The 12,275-nt window shown below is 67.8% G+C and carries 9 protein-coding genes; 6 read left to right on the top strand and 3 right to left on the bottom strand.

All coding sequences use genetic code 11. The features are described from left to right. Genes E0497_RS15250 through E0497_RS15245 form a run of 3 tightly spaced genes read right to left on the bottom strand, consistent with a single transcriptional unit; the run spans nucleotide 1 to nucleotide 2,718 of the window. Entirely contained in the window at nucleotides 1-342 is a 342-nt protein-coding gene (locus tag E0497_RS15250; RefSeq protein WP_137725638.1) for a hypothetical protein, read from the bottom strand. A 43-nt stretch (nucleotides 343-385) separates the two neighbouring features. Further along, the gene (locus tag E0497_RS20450) at nucleotides 386-553 is read right to left on the bottom strand and encodes a hypothetical protein (protein WP_161987426.1); all 168 of its coding nucleotides are present in this window, start codon (nucleotides 551-553) and stop codon (nucleotides 386-388) included. Next, the gene (locus E0497_RS15245) at nucleotides 550-2,718 is read right to left on the bottom strand and encodes an FtsK/SpoIIIE domain-containing protein (RefSeq protein WP_137725637.1); all 2,169 of its coding nucleotides are present in this window, start codon (nucleotides 2,716-2,718) and stop codon (nucleotides 550-552) included. The genes E0497_RS20450 and E0497_RS15245 overlap by 4 nt, the downstream gene beginning before the upstream one ends. A 1,154-nt stretch (nucleotides 2,719-3,872) precedes the next feature. On the opposite strand from E0497_RS15245, the gene E0497_RS15240 reads away from it, so the two are divergent. The 6 genes from E0497_RS15240 to E0497_RS15215 are packed head-to-tail and all read left to right on the top strand — an operon-like array spanning nucleotide 3,873 to nucleotide 12,220. Continuing rightward, on the top strand, nucleotides 3,873-4,178 hold the full coding sequence (locus tag E0497_RS15240; RefSeq protein ID WP_137725636.1) for a hypothetical protein: 306 nt from the start codon (nucleotides 3,873-3,875) through the stop codon (nucleotides 4,176-4,178). A gap of 45 nt (nucleotides 4,179-4,223) precedes the next feature. Beyond that, a complete protein-coding gene (locus E0497_RS15235) occupies nucleotides 4,224-4,622 on the top strand; it encodes a hypothetical protein (RefSeq protein WP_137725635.1) in 399 nt (132 codons plus the stop codon). Then, nucleotides 4,619-7,663, top strand: coding sequence for an ATP-binding protein (locus E0497_RS15230; protein WP_137725634.1), 3,045 nt, complete (start codon nucleotides 4,619-4,621; stop codon nucleotides 7,661-7,663). Before E0497_RS15235 ends, E0497_RS15230 begins: the two co-directional genes overlap by 4 nt. Then, nucleotides 7,660-9,807 carry a DUF1700 domain-containing protein gene (locus tag E0497_RS15225; protein ID WP_137725633.1) on the top strand — a complete coding sequence of 716 codons (2,148 nt, stop codon included), beginning with the start codon at nucleotides 7,660-7,662 and terminating at the stop codon, nucleotides 9,805-9,807. The genes E0497_RS15230 and E0497_RS15225 overlap by 4 nt, the downstream gene beginning before the upstream one ends. After that, on the top strand, nucleotides 9,804-10,640 hold the full coding sequence (locus tag E0497_RS15220) for a hypothetical protein (RefSeq protein WP_137725632.1): 837 nt from the start codon (nucleotides 9,804-9,806) through the stop codon (nucleotides 10,638-10,640). The genes E0497_RS15225 and E0497_RS15220 overlap by 4 nt, the downstream gene beginning before the upstream one ends. After that, nucleotides 10,637-12,220, top strand: coding sequence for a peptidoglycan DD-metalloendopeptidase family protein (locus E0497_RS15215; RefSeq protein ID WP_137725631.1), 1,584 nt, complete (start codon nucleotides 10,637-10,639; stop codon nucleotides 12,218-12,220). Before E0497_RS15220 ends, E0497_RS15215 begins: the two co-directional genes overlap by 4 nt. Nucleotides 12,221-12,275 lie beyond the last annotated feature (55 nt).

The following is a 12,275-nucleotide window of genomic DNA, read 5'->3' as shown; positions in this document are numbered from 1 at the left end:
TCAGGCGAAGGCGCTCGCGCCGGCGAGTGCGGTGTCCATCTCGTCGACGACCTCGATGGTCTTGTCGAGATCAGCGAGCGCCTTGTCACGTGCAGCACCCTCGGGCAGTGCCTCGATGACCACACGCCGCTTCGCCGATGCCTCACGGATCTCCGCGAGACGTTCCCGGGTCAGCTCCTGCTCCTCGGACAGCTTGGCCAGCCACGCCGGCGCGGCGTCCTTGAGGAAGTCACGCAGCTCCTTGATGACGGGGTCGTTCGCACCCTTCGCGACGAACGGTCCGCGCAGCGCGGCGACGTCGTCGGCGGTGGGGGTGATCGACTGGGAAATACGGCGGCTCATGGTGAGTCCTTTCGGTGGTGGGTACTGCTCGGGTTTTCGGTTGTCAGGATCGGAAGAAGGTCGGCGCGGGCGCCTGGTAGTCGCCCATCCGGAGGCGCGCGCTGGCACACATTTCCTCGCGCTCGGCTTCGGGAATCGATGCCCAGTGCTGGGCGATGGCTGCCTCGGTCAACGCTGCGAAGGCTGGAGCAGGGTGACTCGGTGTGGTCATGCGGACGCTCCTGCGAGGTCGGGTTCGGGGAGGATGACGACGCCGGTGGCATCGAAGGTGATGCGGGTCTTCACGCGGCCCGAGCCGACGGTCAGGACGGTCTCGGTCACGGTGCCGTCCGCACTGCGGGAGACATCGACGGCGTCGACGGTGACGGGGACCAGTTCGCCGTCTTCGTTATCGATCAGCACGGTCATGCCGGCCTCGACGGCGGAGGCGGGGATGACGTCCGGGAGGTCGTCGTCGATGACCGGTGCGGGTTCGGGCTTGACGAACGCGTCCGGGGCCTGTGCGGGGGCGCTCGGGGTGGTGTCGTCGTCGCTGGTGTCGGCGCCGATGACGACCGGTTCGAGAGCGCGGCCGTGGGTGCGGGCCCGCTTGGCCAGAGCGCGTTCGGATTCGATAAAGTTGGCCAGCTCGGTCGAGTAGCAGGTGAACGCCGGCGCTTCTGTCGGATGCAGGCCGTCGATGATGGCCTTCTCGCCCTCGGAGAGCTGGTTCCACTTGTTCGGGTGGCGGTCGACGTTCGGGGTCCACCACATCTGCGCGTCGACGGGGTTGCCGTCGTCGCCGAGCGCGACGCCGCGGCCCTTGACGGAGGTGTCGACGGTGCGGCCGACAGTGGAGTCGCCCCAGAGCATCAGCGCACCGTCCTGTGAGAGGTTGCCGAGGCTGATGCGGGTGCCGAAGTTGTCGCGGGCGTTGCCGGACGAGGAACCGAACAGCGACGCGTCCGGACGCTGCACGCCGAGGAGCAGTCGGATGCCGGCCGAACGGGCGAGCACCGCAAGGTCGGCCCACGCGCCGAGTGGGTCGAGTTCCTTGAGCTGTTCCTTGGTCTCGTCGTCGCCGGTCTTCATCAGGCGCTGCCACTTGCCGGAGAGGATGAAGAACTCGTCGAGGACGGCGATCATCAGCGGCAGCTGCGAGCCCTCGATCTTCATCTCGTGGATGTAGGTGTTGCGGGCAGTCATTTCCGAGTGCAGGGCACGCACGAACATCGCTGCGCGGAGCGCGTCGTAGATGATCGCCCCGCACCCCGGGTAGCCCTCGAGGCCGTCGAGTTCGATCATCTTCGGATCGACACCGACGAACGGGATGCCGCGGCGCGCGGCCTCGGTAAGCAGGGTGCGGATCACCGACGTCTTACCGCCACCGGTCGGACCGACGATCAGGCAGTGCGGTTTGTTCGAGCTGGTGGACACGTCCCAGAACATGATCCGGTCGGCGGCCGCGGTCGCGTACGGGAGGTGACGCAGGTTCTCGTCGACCAGCTCCAGCGGGTGGTCCACGCGGGTCGGCATCGGGGCGACGAGACGCATGATCAGGTAGCCCTTGTCCGGGTACCAGTCGGTGGTCCAGCTGCGGCCCGACTCGTGTTCGCCGGCCAGCGATGCGAGTGATTCCTCGACCTTCATCTGGAAACCACTTGCGCCGGCGTTCATCGACATCGTGAACGTGATCCGGTAGCCGGTCTCGACGCCGTCCTCGTCGACGCTCTCGACGGTGACCTTCGGGTCCTTGAAGATCGAGGTGTCGTCGATCGCCTCCTGGAGCACCTTCTGACGATCCGAGCGGGTATCGGGTGCCGGTGTCTCGCGGGTGACGAGGATGCGGTCGTGGTGCGCCTCGTGGCGGACCTTGACCTCCTGCTCACCGGCCGCGGGGAACGCATCCTCGACGGCGCGGGCCAGTTCCTCGAACTGCTTGGGCCGGATCACGGTTCCGCGGTGCATCTTGATCGTGGCGCGGCGCAACGCCAGCCGTGTGGTCGGCGCGGCGACGGTGATCTTCTTCGGCAGGTGTCCGGTGGACTGGCGCACCATCGACTCGAGCATCTGCGACCACCTGTGCATGCGGTGCCGCACGACGTCACCGACGACCAGAACGACCGTCACGACGATCAGCAGCACCCGGTAGCCGTGCAGGGTCGTCAGGGCGTCGACGACCGCCTCGTTGCCGGCCGCGGCGTCCGCGATGCGCGGCGCGTACACGGAGACACCCGCGACGACAGCAGCGAACGGGGACAGCGGCGTGAAGCGGCGGATCTGCGTCGGCCGGCCGTCTTCGCCGAGTTGCTTGCTGCGACCGTCGCCGGAATCACCGAAGATGTCGCGCCATGCCGCGACGATCCAGTCCTTCATCGGGTCGTGATTTCCACTCACCGCCTACGCCTTTCGTTGGTGTCGATGTTCTCCGGACACCGTCGGAGAGGCGCCTACAAGAACACTGGCAGAGAACCGCGTTTTTCCTCAAGCAGGTCCCCTACGCAGCGGTTTCAGTTGCCGCGACCGAACGGCAGTCTCGCGCAACGCCTCCCGCTGTGCGTCGAACTCGGCAGCGGGGACCGCTGGACAGCACGCGGGAACAGCGCGCGGTCCACACGCCCCTCGGATCGCTGCCGTGCCGCTGACTACGAGCGCTCGATCAGCTGCCCGGATCTCGCGTGAGAGCGGTTCGTTCAGCGCTCGATTGAGCGTTCGTTGCAGCGCACTGATGCGCGGTCGATCCACCGCTCTGCCTGGCACTGTGTCCACCGCTCGTTCGAGCGGTCGGCGTAGCGGTTCGGACAGCGCCCGCGGACCGCCCGGACGAGCGGTCGGAGCACCGCCACGAGCAACCGTCCGCCACGGCGGATACTCAGCGGTCGCGGAGCGCTTCAGATAGCGCGCGAACTGGGCGGTTGTGAATAGCGTTGGCGCGGAGCGTTTTCTGGATGTACACTCCGCCCCCTGGGACGAAGTCCCAGGGGGCGGAGTGCCCCCCGTAAGGGGGGTGGGCGCGGGCCGGTCGATTCGAGCGCTCGATTCTGCCGCCTGATTCTGGCGCCGAATCCGGCGCCCTTTTCCACCGCTGCCGACCGCGTGATCTCAGCACCCCGATGCACCCAGGTCCTACAGGCTGCACCGGCACCGCCTCCCGCACCTGCCGCGGAGGCCGCCTCCGGGGCCGTATCCGACTGCGTGAAGAGCGTGCGCGTCCCGGCGGTGAGCGAGCCGCATCGAATCCGCGTGTGCGCACCGCGATCCGGCCGCGTGGTCCCGGCGCCGCGCAACCACGTCTGTACCGGGTATCTCGAACGGGGTTCGTAGGCAACGTCACTGGACCGCCGACTTCCGCGTGCGCATCGGCTCAGCACACACGTCCACCAAACCTGCCTCTGCGTGCATCGACGCCGGATGGTCCCAGCTGCGCACAGCACACGCGCGACAGGTGCATGCGAGGGGGTACCTCGTTGAGAAAAATCGCGGACTCGACTTACGGTCGCTTGCACCACTTCTCAGGTGCCCTCCCCGACTCTCAGCGATGGAGAAACCTCATGTCCCTCACGTCAACCGTCGTCGATCTTGCACTCACGCATCCGAGTGTCGACGTTCTGGCCCAGTCGACCGACGTCAACACCCGGGGTGTGCGCGACTGGATCGGCGACAACATCGTCTTCACGATCCTTGCGCTCGTCGCGTGCGCGGTTCTCGTCGGCGGTCTGCGCGGCAACCTGTCGAAGGTCTTCACCGTCGGCGGCCTCTCGCTCGTCGGTATCGCGTTCTTCGCCATCGCCAGCAACGAGAACGCGGCCACCGGAATCGGCAACTGGATGCTCGGCCTCATCGGCATCCAAGTCTGACCCCGCTGCACCTGATCACCGACTCACGATCGAAGGAAGCCGACTGTGATCGACAATGACGACTTGCTCCACCGGGTGGACCGGCACTACCTCGGGCCGACCGGTTTCACGTTCCCGTTCCGGCTGCGGTACGCGGCAGTCGGTCTCGGTGTCGCCATCTTCGTGACGGTGTTCGTCATCGCCCGCGCCATCGTGCACGTCCCGCTCGGATTCCGATCGTTGCTTGTGATGGTTCTGATCACCGTGGTGCTGACCGCGCGCGTGACGAAGGTCGTCAACGCTGATCGCCCGATCCGGTCGGTGTTCAGAGCCGCGTGGAACGACCTGAACGCCCCGCGGCCACCGAAGCCCGGTCAGACCGTCGTGCTTCGTATTCCTGCCACTGTCCGCGCCCAGCGCAGCGCGCCCGCTACCGCTCCGATCGAAGGTGAGTTTCCCCGATGACCATGCAGTCCGAGAACGACATCGCTGCGCTGTTCGATCCGAACTTCGACGAGCCCGAACCGGCTGTCGTTCCGCCGGGTGCGCTGCCGCCGTCGTGGGCAGCGGCGATGGCAGCAAACCGCGGCGCGCCGGCACCGGTTGCACCCGCGCCGGTCGCCCCGCAGGAACTGGCGTGGTCGCAGGCTCCCGAACCTGTCGCTGTGCCGCCGGCCGCGCCCAGCCCGGACGTGGGGCTGGAACCGGCCGGGAAGGGTGGCCGGCGGAAGAAGAAGCGTGGTCATCGCTCCGGCTCGGATGCCGAGTTCACGCGGCAGGCGAAAGCGGCGAAGAAGCGCAGCGAGCGTGAACGCAAGGCCGTGAGCCTTGCGCTGGTCGGGGTGGAGGGCAACGTCACCCGCACGCGCCAGCAGTCGACCGCGTGGTTCGTGCAGAAGCCGGGCCCGTGGAACATGCGCCCGGTCGGCAAGCAGCGCCGCTACATCCAGAACGAAGGATTGGTTCTGGCGAACCTCGCCGAGTCCGGCGTGACGGGCCTGCATCGCCGGCTGGTGCGCACGCCGTGGCCGGTGCGCCAGTGGGCGCAGAAGCATGACGAGTGGGCCGAGCCGATCGCGGACGTTCCCGGCGCTCTGTCGTGGGCGGATTATCTGCGTGGTCAGCAGCACGCGATGCTGTGGGGCAACCCGACGATGAAGGGCCGCTACTGGGGCGTGGAGCTGCCGCCGCGCTCGATGATGGCGAAGGGCCTCGACTGGGTCGGTCAGTGGCTGGTGCCGGTCGTCGATGCACCGTTGCTCGGTCGGTTCGCGAAGCTGGTGCAGCAGTGGGCGCGGGATGCGCACTTGAACGAGCAGAAGGCGATCGCCGATCACCTTGCGACGATCGAGCGTCACCTGTCCGGTCAGGGCGTGAATGCCAGGCCCGCGACCCCGGCGCAGATGGACTACTTGTTGCTGCGTTCGGCCACGCTCGGGCTGCCGTTGGATGCGGACGGCGTGATCTCTGGTGCAGGCGATTGGGAAGAGTCCGACGTCGCCGCGCTCGAAGACCTGGCGAACCTGGAGTTGACCCCCGGCGACGGTTACACGACCGTGCACGGTCAGGTCGGTGGCCGGGACTACACCGGTTACGCGATCGTGCTGACGGTCGGGCGTATGGCGCCGCTGCCGATCCCGGAGAAGATGCTCCCCTGGCAGGTGGTCGGTGACCCGTCCGGCGAACCACTTGAATGGTCCGAGCGCATTCAGCTCAAGACCAAGGCCCAGACGCTGCGGAACCTGCGTCGCCGCACCGCGGAGATCGAGGCACAGTTCGACCACTACACCGTCGAGCACGACCAGGTGCCGCCGCAGGAGTTGGCCGAGCAGCACGCGATCGCTCAGCGCGTCATCTCCGACATCGAGGAGGACCACTCGGGCCTGTCGGTGCGCACCGAGGGCTTCTACCGGGTTCTCGTGGTCGGCTCGACGCCGGAGGAGGCGAAGGAAAAGGTCTCGCTGTTGCAGGAGATGTACGCGCCGCGCATCCGCCTCGAACACGAGCACGGCCAGTACCAGCTGCTGCGCGAGTTCATCCCCGGCGAGCCGCTGGCGAACATCGCGCACTGCCGGCGGATGAACGTCGAAGCGCTCGCGGCCGGCATGGGCACCGTCGGCGACCGGATCGGTGATGGTCGTGGTGTCGTGATCGGTCAGACCGCGTCGATCGCACCGCGGCCCGCGGTGTGGAACCTGTTTGCCGCGCACGAGTCCAAGCACAAGTCCGGCCTCACACCGATCGTCGCTGTCCCGGGCTCGGGCAAGACGTTCCTCGCCGGCGTGCTCGTCTACCAAGCGGTGCGCGCCGGCGCCTACGGCGTGGTGCTCGACCCGTCGGGACCGCTGAAGAAGCTCGCGCAGCTCCCGGAGTTCCGTGGCATCGCCGAAGTGAAGGCGCTGACCGGTCGCACGTCCCGTCCGGGCTCGCTGAATCCGTACCGGGTGATCGTCGATCCGCGTCGCACCGATCCGGAGTACGACCCGACCGGCGCCGACTACGCCGAGGACACCGATCCGGTCGCGGCCGCGCAGGCGCAGTACGAGGCGGATCTGCGTGCGGCCGAGGCGGAGCGGATCTCGGTGGCGGTGTCGGTGCTGAAGATGATGCTCACGCCCGCCCGTCTCGAGCACGAATGGACCGAGACGGTCCTTCAGACGGCGGCGAACATGGTCGGCGGCGAGAGGCACCACAACTTGCGGGAAGTTCTCGACGCGATCGAGAAGATCGGTACCCAGGACGAGAACGTCGATCTGCGGTCCTGCGCACGGTCTGTCCACCAGGACCTGACGATGATGTCCGATCTGGCCGAGGCCCGTGTCCTGTTCCCCGAGCGCGGCAGCACCGGCAACGCCGACGACGTCGTCAACGACGGCATCCGGTTGACGGTGCTGACGATGCCGGGCCTTCAGCTTCCGCCCGAGGGCACCGACCCGTCTCAGTGGACGCCGCAGCAGCGGATGGCCGGCCCGCTGATGCACATGGCCGCGTGGATGGCGAACCGGCTGATCTACGAGCTGCCGCGCTGGGAGCGCAAGGTGCTGTTCCTCGACGAGAACAAGTACCTCGAGCAGACCGGTGCCGGCCGCACCCTGAACCTGCGGATCGCGCGTGACAGCCGCAAGTTCAAGGTGCGTGCGCTGGTGTGCTCGCAGCTGCCGGACGACTACCTCGGTGTCGACGGCAGCGACGACAAGTCGGCACTGACGTACGAGGTGATCATCGGTGATCTCGGCGGCAACGCCCACGCGATCGAGGGCGCCCTGAAGCTGCTGAACCTGCCCGCCGGTGAGGGCTACGAGTCGCTGCTCGCCGGTCTCGGTGGCGGCGGTGAGGACACGCTCGACGAGGACACCGACACCGAGCACCTCGATCAGGCGCGCCGGTTCATCGTGAAGATGGCCGACGACATCGAGCTGATCCGTTCGGACTGGACGCACTTCGTGCACCTGGCGCACGTGTTCGAGGCACTGGATTCCCGCGCGACCCGCGGCGGTGCGGCATGAGGCTTCTGCGGCGAGAAGCCGCACAATCCACACGATCGTCTACGGCACACCGTTTCGGGCGGCGTGCGAGCCTTCTGGGGCGTGTTCTGGCGGTGCTGATGTTCACCGCGATGTCGGTTGTCGGGCTCGGTAGCGGTGTCGCGTCGGCCGGGTTCGACTGCAAGGACGTCCCGACACCGCAGTTCCCGAACGAGGTCATCGAGACGACGTTCGACTCGAACTCCGCGGACCGGCCGGCCCGCGCGGGTGGGACCGGGTACGAGACGTACGGGTGGGCGGGCCTGAAGTGGCACACCTACGACCTCGGGTGCGGCGCGGACCTGGTGCGGGCTCCGGACGCGGTCGGGGACACCACACTCGGCAACACGTTCATGACGATCGGCAAGTCGCTGGCGGCCGCGGCGTTCTGGCTCGATGACCAGACCAAGACCGGGCAGCAGGCTGCCGCGGAAGGCATCGATTCGGCGCTCGGGCATTTCGATCGGATCGTCTACTCGATCAGCGACGGAATGCGCGGCATCTACGGGCAGTGGCTCGGTATCGGCCTGGTCGTAGTGGCCTCGATCATCCTGTGGAAGTCGCTCAAGGCGGATACGGCCGGTGTCACGAAAGCCTCCGCGGTCGCGATGGCGGGGATGGCTCTCGGGGCATTGATGGTCGGGGCGCCGCAGAAGGCGGTCCAGGTGGCCGACGAGACGTTCGGGTGGCTGATCAAGGACACCCAGGGCGAGATCTTCTCGATCTCGTTCGGCGATGACGGCGGCACCTTGGCCGGTGGCTCCACCGATCCCCGCAACGTGCTGATCGACAAGATCTTCCTCGACGATTGGCGTAAGGGCTGGTTCGGCCAGAACTACCCGACCTTGGACCCTGCTGGGCTCGGACCGAAACTGCGGGATGCGTTGGCGTTCACCTACGAGGAGCAGGCCCGGGTCAAGGACGACCCGAAGGCTCAGGCCGAGTTGGCCGAGGAGAAGGCCGACAAGTTCCGCGACATCGTCGAGGACCTCGATAAGGACTACCAGCTCTCGTATCACCAGTTCCAGGGCAAGGAATCCGGGCGCATCGGTACCGGGTTCCTGGCCATGATCAAGCTCTCGATGCCGTCGATCCTGTGGATCGGCGCGTCGATCCTGAAGCTCGTGGCGCTGCTGGCGATCCGATTCGCGATCCTGTTCGCCCCGATCTGGGTGCCGATCGCGATCGCCTCCGGCGGCTGGCTGTCCCGGATCATGCGCATGCTCGGCACCGCCTACATGTGGGGCGTCGCCGCCTCCGTGATCGTCGCGCTCTATCTGATGGCGCTGGTGCAGCTGTACGTCAACGACGACGGCAACGTCGACGGCACCTGGCGGCTCTGGTTCATGATCCTGCTGACCGTCGTGTGCTGGGCGATCATGCGGCCGTTCAAGAGGATGTCCCAGACGTTCAGCCAGAACTCCGCGAGCATGGTCAACCGCAAGGCCCGCGGCGCGAAACAGGCGATCAAACGCAAGGCGTTCACCGCGGCCGCCGCCGCAGTCGGAGGACCGGCCGGAGCTGCCGCAGGGAAGGTTGCCGACAAGGCCGGCGATCGTTTCAACCGCCGGCGCCCGTACGACGGCGTCGCCGAGGACCAAGGCAACGGAATGACCGCGACGCGACCGGAAGGCCGTGCGCTGAACAACCAGCGACAGCAGGCACTCACGCAGTCCCGGGCCGCTGCTCGAAAGGCGCAGCTGGGTGGGCGCGCCGACCGACTCGGGCAGGTCGCCGAACGCGACGCGCGTATCGCCGGCATCGCGGCCGTGGCCAGCCGGGACATGGCCCAAGGCAAGGGCGGCATCGATGCCAAGGATGCCGATCAGGCAGCCAAATCCGGTGCGACTGCGTGGAAGCGGTTCGACAAGGACGAGGCCGACGCCAAGGTCCAGGAACGCCGGGCCCGCAAGGAACTGCTCAGCGCCAGCGTCGGGAAACAGTGGGACGGCGGTGACCGCTCGGCTATCGCACCGATGAAGGTCTTCTCCCCTTCACGTGGCCAGAACAGTGCGGACACGACGACTTCCTCGCCGCGCCGGTCGCCGATCAGACCTGATCAGAACGCCCGTGTGTGGATGGCCGCGGCGCCGCGTACGCGTGAAGGGGACCGGTACAGCCGATGACGACGAATCCTGTTCTGACACCGATCCGCCGGTGGGTGCTCTACTCGCGCACCAACCTGGCGATCACGGTGGTCGGGGTCATGGTGGTGCTGTTCGCGGTCGGCGCCGCCTTCGGGGAAACTCCTGCCCCGGCAACGGCCGCGGACGGCGCGGACAGCACGGCCGAGCCTGTGGCCACCACCGACACGATCAGCTACGACCTCGACGAGGTCTCCGAATCGCTGGCCGTAGCGAAATCCGCGGCGTGGGTGGCGTCGAGCGCGCCGGCCACCGCGATGTCGTACGCGCATGCGTTCGTCGACACCACGGCCTCGGACAGCAAGTGGGCGAGCACTCTCGGCCGCTACACCGTCGACCGGCCGGGCGAGACGATCATCGCGGCCCGTCCGCGTACTCCGGTCGTCATCACCGGACCGACGGTCAGCACTCTCGTCGACGGGCCGGCAGGCGCCCAGGGTGTGCAGGTAGTGGTCCCCACGCAGGCCGGGGACATGAAGCTGTCCCTGACGGTCGAGGAGAAGGCTGGGGGCAAGCGGTGGGTGGTCGGTACGCCGTTGCCGACGTTGGATCTGTCCAAGGTCGCGGCGATCGCCCCGCCGGCGTCCACGGAGGCTCCGCGGACATCGACGCCGGAAACCACGACGGCGGCACCCACGTCGACGGCCGCGAAACCGTCTCGCTCGGGGACGGATTCTGCAACGTCGACCACTCCGGAACCGACCGTCGACCTCGATGAGGACGACGATCTGCCGAGCCGTGACTCCAGCCCTGTCCCGGTGACCGGCCCGATCCCGATCCCGGATCTCGACACCCCGATCCCGGGGGAACGGTGACCAGCGGCGGCGCTCGTCGGGCGCTGCTGCTGGCCGGCGCCGCCGCGATCGCTATCGGCACCTCCGCGTGCTCTGGGGCGCCGGTCTTTCCGAATGACCCGTGCCGCACGGTTCCCGGCGACAAGGAGCGGTCGAGTTCGATCGCCGACGATCTCGAGCTGGTGGCGTCCGGGCCGATCCGGATGCCGGTCGAGACCGGCACCACGACCTACACCTCTGGGTTCGGCCCTCGTGGCGGGGCCCAGCATCAAGGCGCGGACCTCGCCGGTTCGGTCGGCACGAAGATCCTCGCGGCCCTCGACGGCAACGTCGTCAAGGCCGGATCGTCGGGTGAAGGCCCCGGCGTGGGGTTCGAGAACTGGGTGGTCATCGACTCGAACGTCGACGGCAAGCCCGTGAGCACCGTCTACGGCCACATGTTCGCCAACGGCATCCACGTCACGCCCGGGCAGCAGGTCAAGGCCGGCGACCACATCGCCGACATCGGCAACGCCGGCGGATCGACCGGTCCGCACCTGCATTTCGAGTATTGGCAGGGCGGCCGCCTCCAGGGCGGGACCGCGATCGACCCTGTCTCGCTGCTGCCGGACATCGCCACACAGAACGGCACCGGCGGCGGATTCCTCGACCCCTCCCCCGCCAGCGGAAGCAACGTGCAGCTGGTCGCGGCCACCCGGTCCACGGCCGACTGCTCCGGCTTCGGCATGGCCGGCGGCGGCGAACTGGCGTTCGGGACCGTCCCGGCCGAGTTCGAGCCGTGGCTGCGCCGCGCCGGCGGGGTGTGCCCCGAGATCGATTCGCCACTTCTCGCGGCGCAGCTTCAACAGGAGAACAACTTCCGCTACGGCAAGGACGCCCCGGTCTCCCCGTCCGGCGCGCTGGGCCCGGCGCAGTTCATGCCCGGCACCTGGGCGACCTGGGGCAAGGACTACGACGACGACGGCAAGGCCGACCCGAACTCGATCGCCGACGCGGTGATGTCCCAGGCACACTTCATGTGCGCGCTCTACCAGGATGTTTCGTCGATCTCAGGGGACCCGATCGAGCTGACGCTGGCCGCCTACAACGCGGGCCCGGGCGCCGTCCAGATGCACCGCGGCATCCCGCCCTACGGAGAGACGCAGAACTACGTCAAGAAGATCACCGCGGCTCGCGCGGCCTTCACCAACCCGAACTCGCGTGGACAGTTCGTCCCCACGGCGTCCGGTGACAGCGGCCAAGTCGTCACCGCCGCACGCGAATACCTCGGCACCCCGTACGTGTGGGGCGGCGGCGGGATCGGCGGCCCGACCAGCGGCGGGTTCGACTGCTCCGGACTCACCTCGTATGCGGTGCATGCGGCCAGTGCCGGGAAGGTCTCGCTCCCCCGTACCTCCGAGCAGCAGTGGGGTGTCGGCACCGAGATTCCCCTCGACCAAGCGCGCCCCGGGGACCTCGTCTTCGGCGGCTGGGGCCCGAACGGGCCCGGGCACGTGGGCATCTACTCCGGCGGTGGGCAGATGGTCCATGCTCCGACCACCGGTGACGTCGTGAAGGAATCGGCTTTGCAGGACGAGATGAAGGCTCGTCGCGTCATGTAGGGACGTGTCATCACACCAGGTAAACGGGCATTTCAGGCGGTGAGCGGTGGTCTCG

Origin of the sequence: Prescottella subtropica (genome assembly GCF_005434945.1) — a bacterium.
GTDB classification, from domain to species: Bacteria; Actinomycetota; Actinomycetes; order Mycobacteriales; family Mycobacteriaceae; genus Prescottella; species Prescottella subtropica.
This window is presented reverse-complemented; position numbering and strand designations above follow the sequence as displayed.

Excerpts from the sequence above, each read along its gene's own strand:
- E0497_RS15250 (WP_137725638.1), bottom strand. The coding sequence starts at position 342 with ATGAGCCGCCGTATTTCCCAGTCGATCACCCCCACCGCCGACGACGTC.
- E0497_RS20450 (WP_161987426.1), bottom strand. The coding sequence starts at position 553 with ATGACCACACCGAGTCACCCTGCTCCAGCCTTCGCAGCGTTGACCGAG.
- E0497_RS15240 (WP_137725636.1), top strand. The coding sequence starts at position 3,873 with ATGTCCCTCACGTCAACCGTCGTCGATCTTGCACTCACGCATCCGAGT.
- E0497_RS15230 (WP_137725634.1), top strand. The coding sequence starts at position 4,619 with ATGACCATGCAGTCCGAGAACGACATCGCTGCGCTGTTCGATCCGAAC.
- E0497_RS15225 (WP_137725633.1), top strand. The coding sequence starts at position 7,660 with ATGAGGCTTCTGCGGCGAGAAGCCGCACAATCCACACGATCGTCTACG.
- E0497_RS15220 (WP_137725632.1), top strand. The coding sequence starts at position 9,804 with ATGACGACGAATCCTGTTCTGACACCGATCCGCCGGTGGGTGCTCTAC.